Consider the following 21,667-nt stretch of genomic DNA (forward strand, 5'->3'; position numbering starts at 1 on the left):
TCCTCCAGGGGGTTCCTCATGGATTCCACGCACAACCTCCCCTCCCGAAGCTTTAGTGCACAGCGCGCTGCTACGGTGGGCAACGATGACAATCTTTAGTGCTACAGAACAGACTGAGTCGGTCTCCTCTTGGTTAGGATCCGTAAACACCCAAGAATGGCTGATAGACAAACCTATCCAAATTGGGATCACTATCCTTATCGGCCTCATCGCGAACTGGCTTCTGCGGAAAGCCATTACCAAAGCGGCTCACATCAACATCAACAAAAAGCCCTCGAAGATTTCTTCGGTGCTGCCTCTGCGGGGAAAGACCGCTAGCAAGTCTTCTGAGGCCCTCAGCGCGACTCAGGAACAACGTAGGCAATCACGGATGCTCACACTTGCAGCGGTAGGACGCTCTGCAGTCTCTGTCGTGGTGTGGGTCTGGGTGTGCCTTGCTGTCCTCACGTACCTGGGGATCAACGTCACCCCAATCGTGGCATCAGCAGGCGTCGTCGGCGTAGCTCTTGGTTTTGGCGCGCAATCGTTGGTCAAAGACTTTTTATCAGGTGTCTTTATGCTCATCGAGGACCAATATGGTGTTGGCGACACTATCGACGTAGGAGACATCGTGGGAACCGTCGAAGACGTCAGCCTTCGACTCACAACATTGCGCGATATTCACGGCACCCAGTGGTTTGTCCGCAACGGAGAAATTCTTAGGATCGGTAACTTCAGTCAAGAATATGCCGTGGCCCTCATCAATATTCCGGTTGCACTAGACGAGAACGCTAGCGCAGCCATTGAAGCTGTCACTGACGCAGTAAAAGCCGCGGCACAAGAGCCGGCTATTAGCGACGTGCTCCTCGACTCCCCTATCGTCGATGGTGTTAATTCCATTGGGCTCGACCACATGCTGATCCGCGCCCGAGTGACAACCCTCCCGGATCAACAATGGTATGTCACCCGAGAGCTAACGGCGCGTGTCCTCACTGCTCTCCAGCACAACAACATTGATACCCCTTATCCTGAAGGCATTGCGGCTTCGCGACGCATCTCCGACTAACACCCCCTCAGAAAACGAAAGTCCCATGTCTACTCCCCAATCCTTTTACGACGCTGTGGGCGGCGAGTCCACATTCCGTGCATTCGTCCACCGCTTCTACGAGCTCGTCCGCACCGACGACATCCTGGGCCCCATGTACCCGCACGACGATTGGGAGGGTGCGGAAGACCGACTCCGTTGGTTCCTCGTCCAATACTGGGGTGGCCCTCAAACGTTCTCAGAGAATCGTGGGCATCCGCGCCTTCGTATGCGGCATGCGCACTTCCCTATCGACCAAGCCGCCGCAGACCGCTGGCTACTACTCATGGAATCCGCGCTGGATAGCCTCGATGAAGAGACTTTGCCCGCCGCCTATCGCGCTGCTCTGTGGGATCATATGCAGCGCGTAGCCGACATGCTCATCAACCGCGCTTCTTAGTCGAGTTTCGCATGTTGTGGATTCTTCTTGGTGTCGCCGCTGGGGCGGTTATCCCCGTCCAAACGGTTGTTAATACTCGGCTCAGCGCATCCACTGGAACGCCGTTTTCCTCCTCGATGATCTCCTTTTGCGTGGGGACGCTGACCCTCGCGGTAGCTCTCATAGCTGCCACAGGCCAGCTGCCCAACGTCTCAGCTGCTTACCACGCCCCCGCGTGGATTTGGTTTGGCGGACTTTTGGGGGTTATCGCCCTTACCGCGAATATTTTCATGTTCCCCCGGCTCGGCGCAGTGCAAACTGTTGTCCTGCCGATCTCAGGGCAAATCTTCATGGGGCTAGCCATCGATCATTGGGGCTTATTCGACGCTCCACAGAACTCGATAACCCCGCTCCGGGTAGCGGGAGCACTCTTAGTATTTGCCGGAGTACTCGCCACCGTGGGGAAACCGAAAAGTTCTAAGACCCGATCGGGGAGCTTTATTCACTGGATCTGGCGGCTTGCCGGCGTTTCATTTGGCATGCTTACCGCCATGCAGTCAGCTATCAACGGCAGACTTGGCGCTGTGCTTCACTCGGCGGCAACGGCGGCACTCGTGTCATTCTCCGTAGGAGCTGCAGCCCTTATCCTGCTCAACATCGTTTTACGGTGGCGTCCACGGATACAACGCGTCGGGTCTTCTCATCCCTGGTGGATGTGGTTTGGAGGAAGCCTTGGGGCATTGTTTGTTTTTGCTAACGCGGCATTGGTGCCAAAGATCGGAACGGGCCTTACCGTCGTTGCAGCGTTACTCGGAATGATGATCTCGAGCATTGCAATTGAGCGCATCCGTGGTGGACACAGTGGAATCCGGCAGATCCTAGGGGTGGCTGCCATGCTCATAGGAATCGTAGCGATCCGGCTGCTTTAGCGCCTAGCTCCTACGACAACAGGGAAAGTCCTTGAGACTCATAAACCGTTCCGTACGGAGCATCAATGCGTACCCACCGTCCGGCGCTGGATACTCGGAGATGCCTCGGTATATGCGCTGGTGCGGTAGCCGGAGGGATGAATCCCAGGGAGGTGCAGGCAAAGATCATTCGCATCGAAATCTCCACGGATTTATCCGCGCTAGACACCACCATCACTTTTTGATCCAACAGGCTCGCGGGCGGCCCCATCGGACCGGAAAACTGTCGGGCCAAAGAACGTCCTTTTTCTGCAAGGTCGCTGGCAACGCCCACGGGGATTTCGTCGATAAGCTTAAAGCCCGTTAATGGGGGAAGAGCACCTGCCCACGAGGCGTCATGTGGTTTGCCTTCACCTCGTGCCAGCAAATCAGTAGCCAGTACAACCGCGCCGTCTCTCGACGCTTCTCCCCTGACTCTCCGCGATGCGACCACGCTAAAAGGAGTGGTCACATACACGTTCACGCAGTCTTCTACCTGCTGTAGTCGTGCGTAAGCATGCCGGTCTAGGCCGATAGCACGCTGCAACAGGCTCGTTATTCCCGTTGCCGGGCCTTCGGGAATAATTAGACTCTCGTTCATCTTGATTAACGCGCCGATTCTGCAATCTTGGTGAGAACCTGCAGTTCATGGGCCTCAATCTCACGCGGACGGGCAGTCTTAAGATCCACTGCCACCTGCACGGCGAGCACAACCGCACACACGTGTCCCTCGCAGTCCTTCAAACTTTGACGAGTGGTAAACGAGGTAGTCCCGATCTGGACAATGGAGGTTTCAACCTCCACCTCAGCGGTACTGGGCATGATGGGACGCAAATAGTCCACTTCAATTCGGCGAACAAATACCGCAGGAATATCGTGCCCCTGCGCCAAAAACTCATCATTCGCCCACCTGGTGCGCGCTTCTTGAGCTAAATCAACATACGCTGAATTTGTCACATGACCGAAACGGTCGAAATCAGTCCACCGAACGGGAACTGTAGTTGTGTGAACTTGTTGTGTGGATTCTGCCGCCATGCTCTACTTTCTCAAAGTTTTCTATCAGGTTAAAGCACACATTATTCTTCATCTGTGTGTGCTGTTGCACAATGTTAGCCTCGTAACACGTGTTATGTGCAACGATGCCCCTCAGCACTCGTGAATCGGTTTTCCGATCACACATCAAGTACCGAGGGGCATCAACTAGCGCAGTGCACTACCGGCCATGATCGCTATGACTAGCGGGTCAGTTTACGGTGTGTGACGCGAGATGGACGTGCGGCATCAGCGCCGAGACGCTCAACTTTGTTCTTTTCATAATCCTCAAAGTTGCCCTCGAACCAGAACCACTGGCCCTCTTCCACGTTGCCTTCCCATGCAAGGATGTGCGTACACGTACGGTCCAGGAACCAACGGTCGTGAGAGATCACCACGGCACAACCCGGGAACTTCTGGAGAGCATTTTCCAGGGATCCCAACGTCTCCACGTCGAGATCGTTAGTGGGCTCATCGAGAAGAATCAGGTTGCCGCCCTGCTTCAACGTCAAGGCGAGGTTCAGTCGGTTGCGCTCGCCACCAGACAAGACCTTGGATGGCTTCTGCTGGTCAGGACCTTTAAATCCAAAGGCGGACAGATACGCGCGCGAAGGCATCTCGTTTTGGCCAACGTGGATGTAATCAAGCCCGTCGGAAACGACTTCCCACACGGTCTTTTCTGGGTCGATGTTCTCACGGTTCTGGTCGACATAGCTGAGCTTAACGGTTTGCCCGACCTTGACGTCACCGGAATCTGGATTCTCTAGCCCCACGATGGTCTTGAACAGCGTCGACTTACCCACGCCGTTGGGGCCAATAACGCCCACAATGCCGTTGCGTGGCAGGGTGAAGGAAAGGTCTTTAATCAGAACGCGGCCATCAAAGCCCTTATCCAGGTGATCCACTTCCACGACCTGGTTGCCCAGACGTGGCGGAGTGGGAATCTGGATTTCTTCAAAATCGAGCTTCTTGTACTGCTCAGCCTCTGCAGCCATTTCCTCGTAACGCTGCAAACGCGCCTTGTTCTTAGCCTGACGAGCCTTAGCTCCCGAGCGCACCCATGCGAGCTCTTCCTTCAATCGCTTCTGCAGCTTCTGGTCCTTCTTGCCGGCGACCTCTAGTCGCTGAGCCTTGGTCTCCAGGTAGGTAGAGTAGTTGCCCTCATAAGGGTAAAGCTTTCCGCGATCAACCTCACAGATCCAGCCTGCAACATGGTCCAGGAAGTAACGATCGTGGGTGACTGCCAAGACAGCGCCCTTGTAGTCTGCAAGGTGCTTTTCCAGCCACAGCACGGATTCTGCGTCCAGGTGGTTGGTGGGCTCGTCGAGAAGCAAAAGATCGGGCTCAGAAAGCAGCAGTTTAGCCAGCGCTACTCGACGACGCTCGCCTCCCGAGAGGTGCGTAACCGGATCGTCGGACGGCGGGCAGCGCAGTGCCTCAAGCGCTTGGTCGATCTTAGAGTCGATCTCCCAGGCGTCGGCGGCATCCAGTTCTTCCTGGAGCTTGCCCATCTCATCCATGAGCTCATCGGTGTAATTGGTCGCCATTTCCTCGGCGATCTGCTCGAAGCGCTGCTTCTTCTCAAAAATCTCGCCGAGGCCTTCCTCAACGTTTCCACGAACGGTCTTCTCCTCGTTCAGTGGTGGTTCCTGAAGAAGAATGCCCACGGTAGCACCGGGGTCAAGGAATGCTTCGCCGTTGGACGGCTGGTCAAGTCCAGCCATGATCTTGAGGATCGAAGACTTACCAGCGCCGTTCGGGCCCACAACGCCAATCTTGGCGCCTGGGTAAAAGGCCATGGTGACATTGTCCAAAATGAGCTTGTCACCGATAGCCTTGCGCACGTTTTTCATCGTGTAGATGAATTCGCCCACAGTGATATTCCCCTTTAAATGTTGAAATAGGTTTCAGTCACGTCAAAGGGTACATCACTCTTCCTATAAATTCGCCCCGCGCTGCGCCCTCCTAACCTAAAAGAGGTTTTATTTCCTCACTATGCAAGCCCGCCGCCTCTATTATTCGGCGAGTTTTTTAAAAGTCGGTTAAAAGGGCGGATTGTGGGACCCCGTTGCCGCTGCCCCTATTAACTCATCGGAAACGTTCGCGGCACCGTTATCTTCTTCATTCAAAAAGTCATTGGTTCTTGAATAGTCCCGGTCCGGGATAAAAGGTTGGTTATCCGTATTGTCCGGAGCCGGCAGTCCAGGAACATGGTGGATGTCCTCCACAGTCGATTTACGTGAAGACACAACGTAACGGCTCAGCTCAAGCCCCACATAGTTAGCTTTGAGAATTATCTTTGATGCCGGCTTCCCCGTTGCAGCATCAGTCCATTCTTGCGTGATCAAATAACCAGAACAGATCACGGGACGCCCACGTTCCAATGACATCCGGGCGTTCACACCTAGCTGACCCCAGCATTCCACGTCAATGTAGTTTTGGTCCGTATCAATCCACTGAGACTCTCCCCCAGGAGCTTCGTTGTTCGCAGTATTCTTACGCATCCTGCGACTCGCAGCGATACGAAACTTGCAGACTCCACCGCTAGCGAATTGCACGAATGTTGGCTCATTGGTGAGGTTTCCTACGATGGTGCTTTGAATATGCATGATGTGATTCCATTTCTTGAGTTCATTGGTATTAGCTGATAACCACGCAGGTCCGCGTCATCTCGCAGAACTTTGTTCCGCAGCACAAGGGTTAACGCCGATTCCCTGCCCTCCACATCTTGCGCACTTTTCGCGCACACGAATATCCCTCTCATCGTGCCGGCTGCCTTTCTGTGGACAACTCCGCTTCCAGCTGCAAGCTATCCACAGAAGATCTTCGAATAGGCTGCGGGCTCTTGATGCTGTGAACCTTTTATGCTGCGGAATGAGCAACCCGCTAGCTCACCCAAGCTCATCTGCCCATCACCAGCACCTTCTGATAAATATCTATCTGTTTAATAACTTTTCTAAACCTAAGGCACATTTTGCGGTAAGCTTTTGTCAATGAATTTTTGATTCTTCTTCGGATTACCCCCGGGCCATCACCCCGCTCGTCGGCACGCTCTTCCCCGTCGAAAAGCACTCTGTGCTCTAGGAATCCGGCGATGAGTTGAGGGTTTGTGTGAGATTGCTCCCCAAAGGAATGGTGATCGTATGACCCGTATCGTACAGAATTCCCCACGTCCCACCGGCTTGCCAGAGACTGAGAATTCCACAGCGGCTCAGGGATGGCGACCGTTCCTGCACAGTAATGTGATGTTCTCCGAGACGCCCACAGGCGTGGAGTTTCACGATGACTTCCGCCGGTTTTCTATCGACGGCCCAGGCGCATACAAAGCTTTCCGTGCCGCAACGCCCCTTTTTGAAGGCGACGTACTCTTCGCAGATGCTCTCCAACACCTGGGCGCTGCCGGTGCTCAGACCATCAAGCTATTCGAATCCGAGTTATACCGGCATGGGATGCTCACACGGCTGACCCCGGAAAATCCTTCTGTTGCCGCATACCAGTGGGGCGGCCCTTGGGACGGGATCTTAAGACTCCTCGCAAACTACACGCCCACTCCCATTGCTGTTCTGGAGAAGATCAGCCACACGCCTTTTACTATCTGCTGCAACCACCCGGAAAGCGCTCATCTAATCAAAGCAAGTTTGGAAGAAAACGGCTGTGCAACAGTGCGTTGTGCAGCGCTTTCTCCGGATACATCGCACCTCCGCCCCCTGCTCTCTCTGAGCTGGCGCGAACTCAGCGACGCCGCCACCATCACCGTCCGCAGAATTGGCAACGGATTGGTCATCGCATCAGATGTCGCGGCCGAGGCAATGGCTGCGACGCGTGTGTTGGAGTCTTTATCCAATGAGAAAGAAACTGCTGAGGTTCCAGAAGCTCTTATCCGCATGGCTGGCATCGTCGCGTCCTTTGAGGCTTTCAAGATTGTCTCTGGTGTCATGCCAGCAACGCTCACGCAAGCGCTAGTTCGCATTGATCTTTCCACCGGCGAGGTGACCCAACACCAGCTAGGACAGCAGCAGCACGATAATGGCGATTCTCCCCTGTTTTCTCTGGTTGATCCGCTTCTGGGCTTCACGCCGCGCTTCCTTGACGATGATATAACTCAGATGCCCTTGCGACTATCTCAAGTATCCGTGACCGGTCCCGATCAACGGCGTTGGGTTGTCACCGGTTGGGCGCTAGACACTCTGGAGGCTGCACGTGAACGCGCAGTTGAGGAAGCCACTACCCGCGTCCTTCTCTCCCAACAGTCAGCACGGACTATGCCGGCCGCCCCTTTGATGCAGCCCACTGGGCTTCCCACACCGGCTGCCGTGGGAAGTTCCCAGGAAGAAGCCACGGAACGCGCTCTCCCGCGTGCAGCCGCTTATTGGTCTTTTCACTCTGCAACGCAGGGCACCTCGGCGGTTGTTCCATTTCATGCAGGCGCTGAGGCTTCATCCTGTGTGCGGGATGCTCAGGAACTCTATGGCGCAGCCACGTCTATGTTCTTAGAGCTCACGCCTCTGTGGGGATACTCGGTAGTCGTTATTCAATGCGATAATCCCACTCTTAGCGTCGTGGCGGCGGGAGACTCGGCAGAACAAGCCGCGGTATCAGCCGCCTACGGCCACCTCGCGCTTGCACAACTGCATGCGGACAAGCACTGTCCGCCGCACGACGGCTGGTCGCATGCACTTCCGGCGTTAGCCTTAAGAGAATCCAGCATGCGCTGCCTTGCAGAGGAACCGGTGACTGAGCTTTTAACAGATCCCCGTCTCTCTGCCGCCGGGCTCACTGCCGTAGCGTTGCGCCCACGCACGTGGATACCTGCTTCCCCGCCTACCGTCGACCCGGCCGTTCATCGGCCTCTTGTCTCATGACTACGCGCGTCGCCTACCTGCACTGCCCGGCGCGTAATTTCCCAGCGCACGCCCTGCCTCCGCGTCATGAGCAGTGGATAGCGGTCCCCTCCGAGGTGTGCAGGGTCTGCCTTAGCGCATGGGCGGATCGTACGGAAGAGGCTGCGGACTGGGTTAAGGCTGCTAGAGTACCCGGCTTCATCAGACGCTGGCTGTCTGAGCGTGTGCACTATGTCGAACGCCCCCAAGGAGGCTGGAGACTGGCGGCTACTGATGCGCAGTATCTCTCCAGTTCTGCGGTGTTTATTCCGACAAGCCCGCACTGCACTGCACACCACGGCTGGGCTGCTAACGCAGAGGTTTCCGATCTCACAGGGCCTGTACTAGCACCGTGTGGGACGGGGCCGATCACGGAGATTCGCCGTCCTGGAATGGTGGTTTCCCGTGGAACCATGCCTGCTGTGGGATCTCGCCCAGCATTCCATTGGAGCGGTCAGGCACCGACCATTGCTGAGAGTCGAAAGCTAGCTCTTTACGAGGCCGTCGAGCGCGCATCCGCATGTGGGAATAAGGGAGCGGGAGGCGTCGATACGCATATTCCCCACGTCCCTGCCACTGATTTTGGGGTGGACAACGAACGGTGGAACCGTTCTTACGATCACTGCCGCAATTGGACACGCGCTATTCGCCTGGGAGATGAAACCGCATGGGTAGTTCCCACAGATATGGCGTTTTTCTGGTCTGACACACAAGCTCGTTTTTGCTTTGATTCCTCCAGCGGCGCTGCGGTGGGGCGCACATGGGAGGATGCGGTGATGTCCGGGTTAGTGGAGGTCATTGAACGTGACGCTGTTCTGGCCGTATGGCATGGTTCCATGACCGTCCCAGAGATCGATGTTGACTCGATCAATGATCGCACTTACCAGGCAATGCTGCGGCATCTTCGCAGGCAAGGGCTGGTTATCCGCGCGTTTTACTGCCCGCTGAGTGTAGGAGTTCCTGCTGTTATTGCGGTATGCACGGATACTGAGCGCACTTTCCTCTGTGTTGGGGCAGCCGCTGCACCCGATCCTCATGTTGCAGTGCGCAAAGCTCTACGGGAGGTCATGGCGGATTATCCGCAGTCGCGTTTGCTTGCTAGTGCACGGTTGTCAGACGCCGCCGCAGTGCGTGCGGACGGTTCCGGGGCAGCTCATCGCCTCAGCGTTGCCGCTTCCGAGCTTATCGACGCCGCCGCTTTCCTCCTCCTGCCCCGTAAAGAGCTGCTCCGTGTCTCCGACATCCCGGGGTGCCCTCGCTTGTCTCTCGTTGAGCTAGTCGAGCGTCTCAAAGCACATGGCTTTTACGGCTATGTTGTCGACTTCACCCAGAGTTATCACCAAATGGTGGGGCTTTCAGCTGTCAAGGTTATTGTCCCTGGTCTCTTGCCGCTGGAATATATCGGACAGCTGACCAGGGCATTGCATATGCCTAGGTTGAGGCAACAGATGACATGTTTTCGCGCTTTGGGTCTAGCCCCTCCCAGCTCACCTCCCCGTCTCAATCTTGTTCCGCACCCGCTTCCCTAATGTTCCTCATGCTTCGCTGAAAGGTGGTGAGTCCTATGGATCGCCATACTGCAGATTTTTGGGCCACAACAGATAACGCTGCGGCCGAATACACGCAGCTCATCCTGGAGCGCAAAGAACACGGCATGGTCTTCCCTGCTCAAGGTCCTTTTTGGAACCATCAACCCTATCCCGCAAAAATTGTTCCGGACGCCCCTCGTTTCCAGCTCCATACGCTCACCATGTCCCCCACGGACATCGCTATTGCGCAGGCGCTGGAGGATTCCCTGATCAGAACTCGTCTGCGTGCAGAAGTCGACTGCAACTCGCCTACGAGGACCCGAACTGAGGTCCAATCTTTTCAGTGGTCTCGTAATACGGCCTCAGGCGGAGGCTTATACCCAGTGAACGTCTACAGATACAGCCCCGGAGATAGCCACCTGCCCGCCGGCCTGTACTTATTCAACCCCATAACCTGCCAATGGCAGCAGCTAAGGGCTGATTCCCCACGAGGCGAACACTCGCGTGCTGCCGGTGAAACCCTGCTGGTTACCGTGGAGTTTTGGCGTTCAGCGTTTAAGTACGGTGACTTTGCGTATCAAGCGACCTCCGTGGATGTGGGGATCGTTGTCGCGGCGTTAGTCTCCCAACTGGATGCAGCTGTTGGGCCGGTGGCTATCGACTGGTCACCCGACGAGTTCGCTCTCTCCGAATTCCTCGGTAGCGATCCCCTCGACGAGGCCATATATTGCACGATCACGCTGCCTAACGGCTCCCCTTCAGACACTGTTACCGCTGGCGCGCCATCAGCCGTTCTCCAGACTGCTGCTCGACTCGCGCACTCGGGAACGATGCCCGTACGTTTTCCCACCACTGTGGCTTTGCAAAAACAGCGGCTCCGAGAAATGCAGAGTATGCGTGCGCCTTTTTCTACGGAAAGAATCGCCGCCCCGCCACCAGCAATAATCAAGCGAGGCTCCAGCTCTTTTGGGCGCTATTCCGGAGCTCCAATCGACGTGGGTGTGCTTACTCGCATGGTGCAACGCGGGCGTGCCACGGCCGCTTCACTCCTGGGAACACCTCCTGAAACTGATTATTTCTCGGGTACCCAAGCAGCCGCGCTGTGCGTCAACGTCACGGGCTTAGCACATTCGCTTATAGCGGATAGTGAGACATATCCTGCGGCGGCTCCTGCGCGCCCGTGTCCACAGCTTCCCGAGTTATTGCGCAACACCTATCTCCTGAAAAACTACGACCCCCTGCGCAGCTCAGCCGTCTTAGTGCTGTGCGCAGATTTGCAGCGGGTAACCACTACTTACGGTGCCTCTGGTTATCGGTGGGCATGTGCTGAGGTCGGGGCCTTTTGTCACGCTGTCTATGCTGTTGCGGCACAGGAGCGGGTCTCTGTGGGCGCTGTGTTGGGCTTTGATGCTCAGTACCAGCGCAACTACCTCGGTTTAGCGGATAACCTCATCCCGGTCCTCAACATACTCGTAGGTGTGGATCGGCCTCACGCACGGTGGAGGAACTCGTTACTATGACAACCATTTCATGGAAGCTTCTTAATGAAGCCCTGGTTCGCAGCTGCAGTGTGCCGTATGAGGCGTTGCGGCAGCTTTGCGACGCCCCCACCGACGCACTACTTACTGCCGATCTAGACCAGCGACTCCGCGTAGACGCGGCCTTTGATGCCCTTGGTTCTGCGGCCCGCCAGGACGTCGCGGGGTGTACACACACAGTGTTGCGCCACACGCTACTCGATCTCAAGCGAGCTGCACATCATCATGACGTGCGCAAAGTTCGTGCCCTGCTGGCTAAAGCTACATCCGCTGGTGTGCTGTTGCCTGCCGGCGTAGCGACTGCTGTGGATACGGCGATCACTGCCGCCGAAAACGTGCTGTCATCAGCGCAGCTGCACGACGTACTTATGCGTTCCAAGAAAAGAGAGCGCGACTGCCTCGGGAAGATCGCCAGAGACCAAGGAGTTGATTCGGCAGTATTGGTCACGTCGGTCCCCGCTGCAAAAGCCATCCGAAACCTGGGTGCAGATCGTGCGATGTCTGCCAAGCAGCTAGCTCGTGCACACCGCACTGCGCTGGGATACGTGATCCGCAGTGCCACCCGGACGGTACCGTTTTCCGCCCTGTGCACAATCGCGCCGTCTCAGTTGTCCCACACCAGCCGGCACCCGGATGAGTCTCATACCACGGCATCTGTGCACACTATTGCGCGTTGGAACGTCTACGCCATGGCTCAGATTTTCTCTGTTATGAAGAAGGACTTTGGTTTTATTGCCACGCTCCCGGTCCTGGTTAATCCTGACGCGTTATCAGAAAATGGTCACTGCGCGCTGCCGCGGTGTTCCGTCGAATACCTAGGACACGTCGGCGATCGGGACCTCGCCGTTTATCGGGAGGAACGCCGAGTGGTCGATTCCAATGGATTATTTGGAAAAGTCATGGCCTTAGCCGCAAGTGCTCCCCAAAACCACGAATACACGTGTGAGCAGCTGGCCGCAGAGCTCTCGGCGCGTACAGGTTTAAGCAAGGCACAAACAAAGTGCATTGTTCTCGATGCCATCCGAATTTCGGCCTTAGTTGTTCCCACTCTCGATTTATCCCCGTCCACAGCGGTATCTGAACAGCCGATAGTTACGCACTTAGCACGTGGGTCAGAAAAGGCCGCATCTGCTGCACATCTCATTGCCCGCATCGCGGAGGGATGCAACGCGGTGGCGTCGATAAGCGACTTTGACCGCAGACACACTCAGATCCTAGATCTCGCGCACCACTTGGATAGCCTCCGGCGACTCGTCGATCCCAGCATGCCGATATTCCATACCCATGCGTATGAGGATGGGGTCGGGAAAGAATCGACGATTCCCTCCCCCGTCGCGGACTCGTGCGCAGCTCTTAACTGGGAAGCCCTCGCAGACCTGGTCGATCTGCTTGACGTGCGGCAGGCAGAACGCGCGTTGTTTGAGGAGTTTGTGTCCGCAAAATTCCCCCGTGGGGAAATCTGCCACGATGTTCCGGCGCTGGTCAACAGTTTTGTCGCCGAGGTCCTCACGCCACTGCGCCAGATTGATATTGAGGCAGTCGATGAAAATGACCTGAAATCCACTGCGTCTTTGCCGCTGGGTAAGGCTTGGGAATGGATTCGTGCTCGGCGTCGCTTCCTGGCACACGTGGCCGAGTTAAGAAGCAACGCCACTGGCCCAGTGGACATACGTGATCTCCTCATCGATCATCGCCCTCTCGTGCAATCGCGCAGGTATCCGCTTCGTTCTTTGAACGCCTACGTTCAGCAAGGCGACAAGGCCACGGTCGTGATTAACCGAACGCTTGGCGGGCCAGGTTTCCCGTGGTCTCGGTTTGCGCATGCGATGCCGGATTCCGCAGCACGCGCTTGGTCCGAATTATCGGATTATGCGTCTGATGCGGGAGTGAAACTCGTCGAGCTGACAGCCGGAAAAGTGGTCTCCAACCTCAACGCGCATCCGGCTACCTACCCAAGCACCCTTCTCATTCCGGGACACCCTCGAAAAACCACACGTGCATCTGATATTCGACTCGCAGACACGCATCTGGCCTACTGCGCATCCAGCGGACGCTTGCAGCTTTTCGACGCCCACGGCACCGAACTCCTCCCCGCATACATGGGGTACATCACTGACCGAGGTCTGCCATTATCTACGCAAGCCCTCATGCTCCTAGCGCCACCCGTGCATTGTTCTTTGGACTTTTTCCCGCGTATGAGTTCAGAGATAACGCATCAAACGCGCCTGATGCTAGGAGATGCTGTCCTCGCGCGGGAAAGCTGGCTCTTTCCCGCTTCAAGCATCTCTATGAATATCCCGTGTCTCTTAGAAGAAGCCCTGGTGTGGTGGCGCAGCTTTTCCCACCATCACGGGCTACCCGACTGCGGAGTTCTGCGAATATTCGATGCCCACGGCGTTGTGAACAAGGGGCAGTTTTATCACTCCCAGATCATAGGAACGATCACCAACCTCATACGTGTATTACGCAATGCTCACTATGGGTGCGTCATTGAGGAATTCTTTCCGCATGTTGGCGAATCCGGTGTAGCACAGGAATACGTAGTCACGGGAACACGCTCTTTGAAGGAGGGCATCTAATGCGTACACCCGATCCATGGCTCTCTTTTCATATTTTTTATGGAGAAGATCCTTCTCTCTTGCTCCGCGACTGCCTACTGCCCTTTGCCCATGCATGCGTTGCGGAGGGCCTAGTAAAACGGTTCTTCCATATGAATTACTGGCTGGAAGGCGCACATGTCCGCTTAAGACTAGAGCTTTATAAGCCTGCGGACCGTGAACGCATCGTATGCAAAGCCCATCAGACTATCCAACCCTGGATTGACGCTCATCCTTCCAGCGCTCCCCAGCTGTCCCTGCGCAATCCCGAAGGCTATCGGCGCCTCTTTGAACACGAATATCCCATGTCCAGGTTCTCCGACTACATCGATCAGGATGGCCTGCCGCGCCTAGAACCAGATAACTGCATCCGAGAACGCTACTACGAGCGTGAATATGACCGCTACGGCGGACGGATAGGGATGTCGCTTAGCCAAGATGTTTTTCAAGCCTCGACGTTATTCGTCGAAAAGCTTTTACACTCTGGCGTTTTAGAAGCACGGACCTCACGATTAGCCGCGGCTGCGCTAGGAATGATCTGCACTGCGCATACAGTTTTGGCTTCCGACGCATCCATAGGACGTTTTTGGGAAAGCTATCACGCAGGTTGGACCTCGTCTTTTTCTATGCCCACCAGCTACACCTCGCCCACGGCACAGCACAAAATCGCCACCGAGGCTCAGGCGCTCTCACGTGCAGCCACGCCATTTCGTGCGGCCTTGCGCCACGCCCCAGACGGTTCAAGTCTTCCCGAACCCTATGCCACTTTTACTCAACGCATGACGTCTGCAGTGGAGAAACTCCATGCGGCACATGCCTCTCACGAGCTTGATTTTGGTGATTCTGCGGCAGAGGCTGGCCACACGTGGAAAGAGAACTCCATTTTTCTTCTGCGCTCTTATGCACACATGACCAACAACAGAATGTCCGTCAATATCTCCGATGAGGCCTATCTAGCTTATTTACTGCACGCGTTATATCAGGAGGCATTATGACCAGCATCCACGATCTTCGGTTTGCTCCCGGCGCGGCATTGGGTCCGATTATCCACAGTCCTGATCGAAGTTTCGCAGTAGCGCGTAATCCACAGGGTGAGCTCAGCGAGCTAGGCCCACAGGCCTGGATGCTGCTGGATCTCTTCCGGCAACGCGATAATGGGAATAGCGTCGACATGAGAATGCTTGCCATTCCGCAAGTTGCTCAAGCCGTACGTGCAATGGAACACCGGGGACTGCTTACTGCGGCCCCGGATACCGGCGCATCTTCCCATCCCGTAGGCGTGTTGGGACGGCCCCGTGGAGTGTGGTTCGTTTCTTTTGTCACCTTAGTCATGGCACTTGCGGCGGCATCGACGGCCCTGCTCCTGTCTGCGGGCTCCGCTTTTACCCAAACGCATAGCGCGCCTAATCTCACCGGTTTTTTCACAATTCTCGCCGGCGTAATCATCACCATTATTGCCCACGAGTGTGCTCATGGAATCGCCTTTTTTCTGCTGTGCGGAATCAAACCGGCAGTATTTTCCACTGCCCCTTTTCCCCGCCGATTCCTCAGTTTGCAATTACCTGGACTATTGGCGATATCCTCTCGCGCCGGGAAAATTGCAGTCCTTGCGGTCGGCCCTGCCACCACTCTCATATTCACAGGGCTTTCCGTATTTCTCTACAACAAAGGGTTGCTTCCCGACGGTGCCTCCTGGCTCCCCAGAATCTTATTTCTCACCTTTGTTGGCTCCCTTATTCCTGTTCCACATTCAGACGGAACCAAGATTTTGGAGACGATATCCAGAACCAATAATTTACCAAAATTTGCATGGAATTTTGCACGGAGAAAACAACTACGTTCTGAGATATTTCAACAGCAAATCGTTACCATAATTGTTATTTACATTTCACTTTATCTGGGTACCATAATGTTATGGGCAATCATAGTGCTATTCTTTATAGTTTTCCCTGGTAGTCCATATCAGTAGTCCAACCGTACGTCTTCCCATGAAAGGAGCACACCATCATGACAAGCATGCACAGAGACGCTATGTCCGGTCTCAACCTGGATTTGCTCGCAATGGAGGTCGAGGGTCTTGAGGTAAACGACTACGTCGATGCTGATGACACCGCATTCTTCAGCATGTGTTCGTCCACTACCTCTTCCTCCTCCTGCATTTCCACGTCTTCTTCCTCCTAGCTCCAAGCTTTCTTCTCTAAGGAAGCTGCCGGAGCACAGCGACTTCCCCGTTGTGCTCCGGTTCTGCTTGCATCATGATCAGTGCTTCTTCACTAGCGTTTACTGCCCTTGCAGACACGCCTCCGCCACGCGAAGTCGACCACCGTCGGACGGCCGGCTTTGCTACCACGCATGCCTTAAAAAACCTTTGTGACGTGGCAACCGAACTATCAGACGATTCATCGTGGGCAATCCATGTACTCACGGGTCAGGTCGTGAAAATTCCTCGTCCCGTACCTGCTGAAAATTCAAAGCCGTATAGGCTTCCACTGGAGGCTCTTGATGGGATCGTCACTTCTGTCCTCGATCCCACCGTGGGGATTCTAGGCCCTGGTCACTTAGATCGCGGTTGGACTACGTCCGTTCCCTTTTCCGGGACTACCCGCATAAGAACCGCCCTCTGCAATCTTGATCTCACGTGGTCAGGACAGACAGAGTCGCTACACCACAGTCGAAATATCGCAGCATTAGAAGGGCTTGAGCGATTATGCTGCGCCCATTCCCAAGGAAGAGTCATCGTAGGGGCCGCTACAGATCTTCCTGGACGAGCAATCTCTCCTACACAGCTAGGGTTCGGGCCAGAAATGCTCGCGCTCAATCGCGGACTAGTTCCATGGTCCCCTACCGCGCCACACATGTGGGTGGAAGGCCGCAGTCTTTGTACCCATGATTCTGTGTTTCTTCCTGTTGAATGCGTGTACTACGGAGATGTGCCGACGCACCGCTGGGCCGTCACTAACTCCTCCGGCTCTGCCATTGGAAGTTCGCTCACAGATGCCACCCACGCCGCATGCCTTGAGCTCATTGAACGCGATGCCATCATGTCCACGTGGGTACGATCAATTCCCACTCTGCCGCTTCTCCCACATGCCATTGCAGAGCTTGCCCCATTGCTCTGCCGTGCACGACTACTTGAGCTCCGGATTCGACTCACCCGCGCCTATACTGACCTGGGTTTTCCAGTGGTGATCGCAGGTGTCGACGATGGTGTGACAGTGTCTCTAGGCTCAGCCTGCCGCGAGTCACTGACTGCCGCAGCCGTCGCAGCGCTCAACGAAGCCTGGGCTTTTTATCCTGAGCGACGGCGCGTCCGCGCTACCGGCTTACCTGCGCCCGACCGTATTCGTTCGGTTCTCGACCATGCACATCAGGTGTCGTTTCCAGAATGGACAACGCGGATCGACAAGCTGCTCGGCACAGATCAGCCATTATACGAGTACAGAGAGACAGACTTTGCGGCTACGCCTTCCGCCCTTGCCGCGCTTATCGACGCCGGTTTTGACCCGATCTGCATAAACACCACTCTTCCTGAGGTGCAAACATACGGTCTCACAGCCGTAACAGTTGTCGTCCCGGGACTCGTCCCTATCGACTTTGGATGGGACCGACAGCGAGCACAATTTATGGAACGCCCCGCTCACCTTTGCTATCAAGCAACAGGAGGAACCGTAAATCCCATAGAAAAAAAGTGCCACCCCTTTGCGTAGCTGTCCTGAGGTGGCACTCCTTATCTTCTTTTTCATCTTCTTTGCTGCCGCTTCGAGGCAACAAAAGCAAACAACGCAAACACAACAGTCCAAGCAGCAATGTTAGCTACCGCCCACCATAGGGGAGCAGATAGTGCAGCCCCATTCGCTATAGCTTCTTCAGAACCCGATATGGGAAAACGCGCTAGCTTATTAACTCCATACAGTGGCATAAAACGCGATATGGACAGCAAAACCCCACTAAGCGGGATAAACATATTGGACAAAAATGCACAGATTAATACGCCAAAGGAAGCAAGAGAAAGGGCAGCTTCACCGCGTATAAGCAGTGCCACTCCAAGTCCAAAAAATGCAAACGGCACTGCCGTAAGCCATGATGCTAAGAACGCCCAGCCCCATCGAATATCACCTTCTATCTGGGCCGATGTCAAAGCACCAATAACATACACGACAAGGACAGGGACGAAAGAAACGATCAACACCGTCAATACTTTGGTAGCAAGGTATTTCCCACCAACAAGAGGCGTCATCGCAAGCTGACGTCCCCAGCCTTTTTCCTGCTCCAGCGCCGACGTTGCCGCTAGAGTCGTGGCCACGGTAACAGAACCGTAGGAAGCCATTGATGCCATGATCGCCGCCCTGACGTTGCCATGACCTAAGTTTGCATCTCCATAACCTTGAATAGCGCCAAAAAGAAGATACATTCCAGCCGGTAACAAGATAGCAAACACTAAATTTGCCGGGTTACGCACGATGCGCTTGACGTCTATGAGACCAAAACGAATATTCATGCTACGTCCTTTGCTTTACCATCGCGTGAATGAGTCAACTCAATAAATGCGTCTTCAAGCGATGTCGTTGAAACCAACAAGTCATAAGCAGAGGTGCGGTTAAGCAGGTACCGCGCAACATCGTCTGGATGCGTAGTGTCCAGCGTCATTCGATCACCGTTCATGCTTACGTTCTTAACCCCCGGTAATCCGGCGAGCTCTTTCATCGAGGCATGCGGAATGACGGCACTGACGGTTGCACCTCGCACTGAAGCCCTAATCTTTTCGATGGGACCGTCCGCAACGATTTTTCCTTCGCTGATAAAAATAACGCGTTCCGCAAAGTCGTCTGCTTCTTCGATGTAATGGGTAGCAAAGATAATCGTGCGGCCAGCATTCGCTTCCTCACGCATGATGCGCCAGAACTTCCGGCGTGCTTCAACGTCCAATCCTGCAGTGGGCTCATCCAAGATAAGCACTTGCGGATCTGAGAGCATGGCCAACGCAAAACGCAATCGCTGTTGCTGGCCCCCAGAGCATTTCCCTACTTTTCTGCGAGCAAAACTAGACAGATCCCAACGCTTAATCACGTCTTTTACCCGCCCGCGCGCTCCATGTGCAGCGGCAACTGCCTGAATAGTTTCCCGCACTGTGAAGTCGGGAAGCAACCCACCAGACTGAAGCACTGCTTGGCACCGGCCAGAGCAGGTAGCTTTTTGCGGAGGCTCACCAAGTACGTTCACCTGACCAGAATCAGGCGAGCTGAGTCCCAAAATCATGTCGATCGTTGTGGATTTTCCAGCACCGTTTGGACCCAAAAAAGCAACAATCTGGCCCTGTGGGACGCTAAACGACACCCGATCGACGGCAACAAGCCTACGTTGGCCGTGCCGGTGGAACGACTTAGTAAGTGCGGAGACTTGAATGACTGGCGTACTCATAAACTTATGCTAGCCGATCATTTAGCTAATAAAAAGGGTATATATCACTTAAAATAATGAGTGACGTTGAGTCAATAAACCTTGCTACTTCTGCACTCAAGTTCTCATAGAAAAACCACGGCAGAGGTACCATCCACCTTTTCGCTTATCCCCTTTGCACTTACTTATCAAACTCCCGGCTATGGTAATCCGCCGCCGCACCCTGTTCGCCCGAGTTCATTCTTGCCAGCATCTGGTTATAGGCAGCGAAATCCTCATCGTCATCCGACTCAATCCGCTTCTCAATCTCACGCTCCGTTCGACGGTCTTCCTTCAGCCATTCCATAAACAACGCACCGAAAACGATGACCAACGGGAAGGCGCCAGAGGCCCATGCTATGCCGCCGCCAACGTTTTGGTCATGCATCAGATCAACCGCCCACGGCAAACCGAGCTGAGAGTAAAAGCCTTCTGCCAAGATTTTAGAAAGCTGCATAAGATACACGCCGAAGTACAGGTGAAAAGGCATCGAGAAAACCAACCACCCGAGACGGGATAGCACCGAATTATTCACCGGCTTAGGGTCTCCGCCGATCATTTCCCAATAATAAAGCGTCCCTGACAGCAAGAAGACCCAGTTCATGGAGAGATGACCCGCATGTTCGGAAACCATCACCTCATACCAAGGGGTGACATATAAGAGATAGAAAATGGTAACAAACTGAATTGTGTTAAATGCTGGGTGCATGACCACACGCAGCGTTTTTGAATCAATAAATTGTTCCAGCCATTCCTTAGGACCTGGCTGAGCTGCCGTACCCGATCGCAGCGTCGCAAGAGCAAGCTGCAGCGGATTTCCCAGCACTAAAAAGACTGGGATAACCATCGATAGGACCATATGCGTCACCATGTGCATGGAGAACATCGCCGGCATATAGAGCCCCACGCCCGAACTCATACAAAGGCTAAGGCTTATGCTCCCCAACAAGAACCAAAATGTGCGTTGCCACTTCCATTGTTTCCCTTGTGCCCGAAGCCGCAGGAGGCCCACAACATACGCCACGGTAAGCACAATTCCCAAGGTGGTAAACATAATGTCAAAACGCCAGACCGTCCATACATTCCAGAATGTAGGCGCCTTGGTGAGGTCATAACCCATGATGATCGACATCTGGGAAAGATCAGTCACCCGAGGCGGAGGCGGTGGTGTTCTCCCCAATGAGATAGCAACTCCCATGATCGCAGCCATGACAAGCACTTCGACTATCGCGACGCGAGCAAAAAGCCCCCGAGTGTCCTCACTTTTTTGAAGCTGGGGGACGGTAATTGCGCGATGGACAAAACCAAACACCGCCAAAATAATCGTGATGATGGCCTTAGCGACGATCAACCTGCCATATCCACTAGTAAACAAATCCTCCACACGCACTCGGATAGCTGCGTTAATCACACCAGAGATCGACATAGCAACAAGCGACCATAAAGCCACCTGCGAATAGCGCGACACCGCAAGCCCCAGATCCGGCCCCAAGCGCCTACCGTGCGCAATCAAAGCCATAAGGCCGCCGACCCACAGCAGCATAAAAAGCAAATGCCACAAAAGAGAGTTCGTCCCATAATCGTGATCGCCGCCGGCAGCCGAGTGCCCCTCCAACCCCAATGGGATGATCGTGGCGATTGCCCCAACAAACCACACAGGTTGGGACTTCCAACGCTTACTCAACAATGACAAACCACCGACGATGCCAGAGATAATCGCCGTCCATAGCCACGCCAACGCTGCCGGAACTTTAGTAATAGCAATGGGCCAGTTATGTAACTGTACGGCTTGAGAAAACGGCTGGCCGGAGACGTCGGAAAGCACAAGCGGAATCATGAGGATCGCAATAGCACCGAAACAAAGCACGGCAACAGAACCGGTCCGTGCCGCAATATGCCCATCGACGCTCAACTCCGCGCGATCCAACGAGGCGTTTGCACGAGGGGAAACAAAAAAGGCCGAAAACATAAACGACCCCACGCCAAGAGCTGCGAGCATCCAACCTGCAGCACGAAAAAATGGCAACCCTGCAGTGGTCACCGGCCCGGGGTCTGGAATTCCCAATGCGGCCAGGGATTCGCTAAGAAAACCCCATGAAATTAACGCCCCCACAAGGCCCGCAACCACCAAAAAAGCAAGATACAACGGCCATGTGACTCGAACCACGGGGGAGGAAGCATTCGACATAGTTTTCTAGCCTAACCGTTTCCGCTTACGCTGCGCGCTTTTAGTGCATTTTTCTAGGCACGACGCCAAAACCAAGCA

At 54.7% G+C, this 21,667-nt stretch carries 19 protein-coding genes; 11 read left to right on the forward strand and 8 right to left on the reverse strand.

Features of this window, described 5'->3' with window-relative positions:
* Nucleotides 1-85: 85 nt before the first annotated feature.
* The 3 genes from CULFRC11_RS08360 to CULFRC11_RS08370 are packed head-to-tail and all read left to right on the forward strand — an operon-like array spanning nucleotide 86 to nucleotide 2,371.
* Nucleotides 86-1,045 (forward strand): mechanosensitive ion channel family protein, encoded by a 960-nt coding sequence (locus tag CULFRC11_RS08360; RefSeq protein ID WP_023636128.1) that lies wholly within the window; start codon nucleotides 86-88, stop codon nucleotides 1,043-1,045.
* Nucleotides 1,046-1,070: 25 nt separating this feature from the next.
* On the forward strand, nucleotides 1,071-1,463 hold the full coding sequence (locus CULFRC11_RS08365; protein WP_014836694.1) for a globin: 393 nt from the start codon (nucleotides 1,071-1,073) through the stop codon (nucleotides 1,461-1,463).
* A gap of 11 nt (nucleotides 1,464-1,474) precedes the next feature.
* Nucleotides 1,475-2,371 (forward strand): DMT family transporter, encoded by an 897-nt coding sequence (locus CULFRC11_RS08370; RefSeq protein ID WP_038620751.1) that lies wholly within the window; start codon nucleotides 1,475-1,477, stop codon nucleotides 2,369-2,371.
* A gap of 10 nt (nucleotides 2,372-2,381) precedes the next feature.
* Here the strand turns inward: CULFRC11_RS08370 and CULFRC11_RS08375 are convergent, their stop codons facing one another.
* The 4 genes from CULFRC11_RS08375 to CULFRC11_RS08390 all read right to left on the reverse strand — a co-directional run bounded on the left by CULFRC11_RS08375 (nucleotide 2,382) and on the right by CULFRC11_RS08390 (nucleotide 6,030).
* Nucleotides 2,382-2,990 carry a DUF8185 domain-containing protein gene (locus tag CULFRC11_RS08375; protein ID WP_023636129.1) on the reverse strand — a complete coding sequence of 203 codons (609 nt, stop codon included), beginning with the start codon at nucleotides 2,988-2,990 and terminating at the stop codon, nucleotides 2,382-2,384.
* A gap of 5 nt (nucleotides 2,991-2,995) precedes the next feature.
* Nucleotides 2,996-3,424: an acyl-CoA thioesterase gene (locus tag CULFRC11_RS08380; protein WP_013912121.1), complete on the reverse strand. Its 429-nt coding sequence runs from the start codon at nucleotides 3,422-3,424 to the stop codon at nucleotides 2,996-2,998.
* Nucleotides 3,425-3,624: 200 nt separating this feature from the next.
* Complete coding sequence (ettA, locus tag CULFRC11_RS08385; protein WP_014526132.1) at nucleotides 3,625-5,295, reverse strand: energy-dependent translational throttle protein EttA; 1,671 nt, start codon at nucleotides 5,293-5,295, stop codon at nucleotides 3,625-3,627.
* A gap of 168 nt (nucleotides 5,296-5,463) precedes the next feature.
* Nucleotides 5,464-6,030 carry a single-stranded DNA-binding protein gene (locus CULFRC11_RS08390; RefSeq protein WP_023636130.1) on the reverse strand — a complete coding sequence of 189 codons (567 nt, stop codon included), beginning with the start codon at nucleotides 6,028-6,030 and terminating at the stop codon, nucleotides 5,464-5,466.
* Between the two features lie 534 nt (nucleotides 6,031-6,564).
* Between CULFRC11_RS08390 and CULFRC11_RS08395 the strand changes: the two genes are divergently transcribed.
* From CULFRC11_RS08395 to CULFRC11_RS11095, 7 genes are read left to right on the forward strand one after another with little or no spacing between them, the layout of a single operon-like run.
* Nucleotides 6,565-8,283, forward strand: a complete 1,719-nt coding sequence (locus tag CULFRC11_RS08395) for a hypothetical protein (RefSeq protein ID WP_023636131.1) — start codon at nucleotides 6,565-6,567, stop codon at nucleotides 8,281-8,283.
* A complete protein-coding gene (locus CULFRC11_RS08400; RefSeq protein WP_023636132.1) occupies nucleotides 8,280-9,830 on the forward strand; it encodes a YcaO-like family protein in 1,551 nt (516 codons plus the stop codon). Before CULFRC11_RS08395 ends, CULFRC11_RS08400 begins: the two co-directional genes overlap by 4 nt.
* A gap of 35 nt (nucleotides 9,831-9,865) precedes the next feature.
* On the forward strand, nucleotides 9,866-11,350 hold the full coding sequence (locus CULFRC11_RS08405) for a nitroreductase family protein (protein WP_023636133.1): 1,485 nt from the start codon (nucleotides 9,866-9,868) through the stop codon (nucleotides 11,348-11,350).
* On the forward strand, nucleotides 11,347-13,947 hold the full coding sequence (locus CULFRC11_RS08410; RefSeq protein ID WP_023636134.1) for a lantibiotic dehydratase: 2,601 nt from the start codon (nucleotides 11,347-11,349) through the stop codon (nucleotides 13,945-13,947). The genes CULFRC11_RS08405 and CULFRC11_RS08410 overlap by 4 nt, the downstream gene beginning before the upstream one ends.
* A complete protein-coding gene (locus CULFRC11_RS08415) occupies nucleotides 13,947-14,960 on the forward strand; it encodes a lantibiotic dehydratase C-terminal domain-containing protein (protein ID WP_023636135.1) in 1,014 nt (337 codons plus the stop codon). Before CULFRC11_RS08410 ends, CULFRC11_RS08415 begins: the two co-directional genes overlap by 1 nt.
* Nucleotides 14,957-15,934 (forward strand): hypothetical protein, encoded by a 978-nt coding sequence (locus CULFRC11_RS08420; RefSeq protein WP_038620754.1) that lies wholly within the window; start codon nucleotides 14,957-14,959, stop codon nucleotides 15,932-15,934. Before CULFRC11_RS08415 ends, CULFRC11_RS08420 begins: the two co-directional genes overlap by 4 nt.
* Nucleotides 15,935-15,972: 38 nt before the next feature.
* Entirely contained in the window at nucleotides 15,973-16,146 is a 174-nt protein-coding gene (locus CULFRC11_RS11095; RefSeq protein ID WP_013912130.1) for a thiazolylpeptide-type bacteriocin, read from the forward strand.
* 16 nt (nucleotides 16,147-16,162) lie between these two features.
* On the opposite strand, the gene CULFRC11_RS11375 is transcribed toward CULFRC11_RS11095, so the two are convergent.
* Entirely contained in the window at nucleotides 16,163-16,315 is a 153-nt protein-coding gene (locus CULFRC11_RS11375; RefSeq protein ID WP_227914309.1) for a hypothetical protein, read from the reverse strand.
* Between the two features lie 25 nt (nucleotides 16,316-16,340).
* Between CULFRC11_RS11375 and CULFRC11_RS08425 the strand changes: the two genes are divergently transcribed.
* Nucleotides 16,341-17,672, forward strand: a complete 1,332-nt coding sequence (locus CULFRC11_RS08425) for a YcaO-like family protein (protein ID WP_230478283.1) — start codon at nucleotides 16,341-16,343, stop codon at nucleotides 17,670-17,672.
* Between the two features lie 32 nt (nucleotides 17,673-17,704).
* On the opposite strand, the gene CULFRC11_RS08430 is transcribed toward CULFRC11_RS08425, so the two are convergent.
* The 3 genes from CULFRC11_RS08430 to CULFRC11_RS08440 form a co-directional block, all read right to left on the reverse strand.
* Nucleotides 17,705-18,463 (reverse strand): ABC transporter permease, encoded by a 759-nt coding sequence (locus CULFRC11_RS08430; RefSeq protein WP_013912132.1) that lies wholly within the window; start codon nucleotides 18,461-18,463, stop codon nucleotides 17,705-17,707.
* Nucleotides 18,460-19,383, reverse strand: a complete 924-nt coding sequence (locus CULFRC11_RS08435; RefSeq protein ID WP_023636138.1) for an ABC transporter ATP-binding protein — start codon at nucleotides 19,381-19,383, stop codon at nucleotides 18,460-18,462. Before CULFRC11_RS08435 ends, CULFRC11_RS08430 begins: the two co-directional genes overlap by 4 nt.
* Nucleotides 19,384-19,543: 160 nt before the next feature.
* On the reverse strand, nucleotides 19,544-21,589 hold the full coding sequence (locus CULFRC11_RS08440) for a bifunctional copper resistance protein CopD/cytochrome c oxidase assembly protein (RefSeq protein WP_023636139.1): 2,046 nt from the start codon (nucleotides 21,587-21,589) through the stop codon (nucleotides 19,544-19,546).
* Between the last annotated feature and the right edge of the window lie 78 nt (nucleotides 21,590-21,667).

The organism is Corynebacterium ulcerans (assembly GCF_000767685.1).
Taxonomy (GTDB): Bacteria; Actinomycetota; Actinomycetes; order Mycobacteriales; family Mycobacteriaceae; genus Corynebacterium; species Corynebacterium ulcerans.

Excerpts from the sequence above, each read along its gene's own strand:
- CULFRC11_RS08360 (WP_023636128.1), top strand. The coding sequence starts at position 86 with ATGACAATCTTTAGTGCTACAGAACAGACTGAGTCGGTCTCCTCTTGG.
- CULFRC11_RS08365 (WP_014836694.1), top strand. The coding sequence starts at position 1,071 with ATGTCTACTCCCCAATCCTTTTACGACGCTGTGGGCGGCGAGTCCACA.
- CULFRC11_RS08370 (WP_038620751.1), top strand. The coding sequence starts at position 1,475 with ATGTTGTGGATTCTTCTTGGTGTCGCCGCTGGGGCGGTTATCCCCGTC.
- CULFRC11_RS08375 (WP_023636129.1), bottom strand. The coding sequence starts at position 2,990 with ATGAACGAGAGTCTAATTATTCCCGAAGGCCCGGCAACGGGAATAACG.
- CULFRC11_RS08380 (WP_013912121.1), bottom strand. The coding sequence starts at position 3,424 with ATGGCGGCAGAATCCACACAACAAGTTCACACAACTACAGTTCCCGTT.
- CULFRC11_RS08390 (WP_023636130.1), bottom strand. The coding sequence starts at position 6,030 with ATGCATATTCAAAGCACCATCGTAGGAAACCTCACCAATGAGCCAACA.
- CULFRC11_RS08395 (WP_023636131.1), top strand. The coding sequence starts at position 6,565 with ATGACCCGTATCGTACAGAATTCCCCACGTCCCACCGGCTTGCCAGAG.
- CULFRC11_RS08400 (WP_023636132.1), top strand. The coding sequence starts at position 8,280 with ATGACTACGCGCGTCGCCTACCTGCACTGCCCGGCGCGTAATTTCCCA.
- CULFRC11_RS08405 (WP_023636133.1), top strand. The coding sequence starts at position 9,866 with ATGGATCGCCATACTGCAGATTTTTGGGCCACAACAGATAACGCTGCG.
- CULFRC11_RS08410 (WP_023636134.1), top strand. The coding sequence starts at position 11,347 with ATGACAACCATTTCATGGAAGCTTCTTAATGAAGCCCTGGTTCGCAGC.
- CULFRC11_RS08415 (WP_023636135.1), top strand. The coding sequence starts at position 13,947 with ATGCGTACACCCGATCCATGGCTCTCTTTTCATATTTTTTATGGAGAA.
- CULFRC11_RS08420 (WP_038620754.1), top strand. The coding sequence starts at position 14,957 with ATGACCAGCATCCACGATCTTCGGTTTGCTCCCGGCGCGGCATTGGGT.
- CULFRC11_RS11095 (WP_013912130.1), top strand. The coding sequence starts at position 15,973 with ATGACAAGCATGCACAGAGACGCTATGTCCGGTCTCAACCTGGATTTG.
- CULFRC11_RS08430 (WP_013912132.1), bottom strand. The coding sequence starts at position 18,463 with ATGAATATTCGTTTTGGTCTCATAGACGTCAAGCGCATCGTGCGTAAC.
- CULFRC11_RS08435 (WP_023636138.1), bottom strand. The coding sequence starts at position 19,383 with ATGAGTACGCCAGTCATTCAAGTCTCCGCACTTACTAAGTCGTTCCAC.
- CULFRC11_RS08440 (WP_023636139.1), bottom strand. The coding sequence starts at position 21,589 with ATGTCGAATGCTTCCTCCCCCGTGGTTCGAGTCACATGGCCGTTGTAT.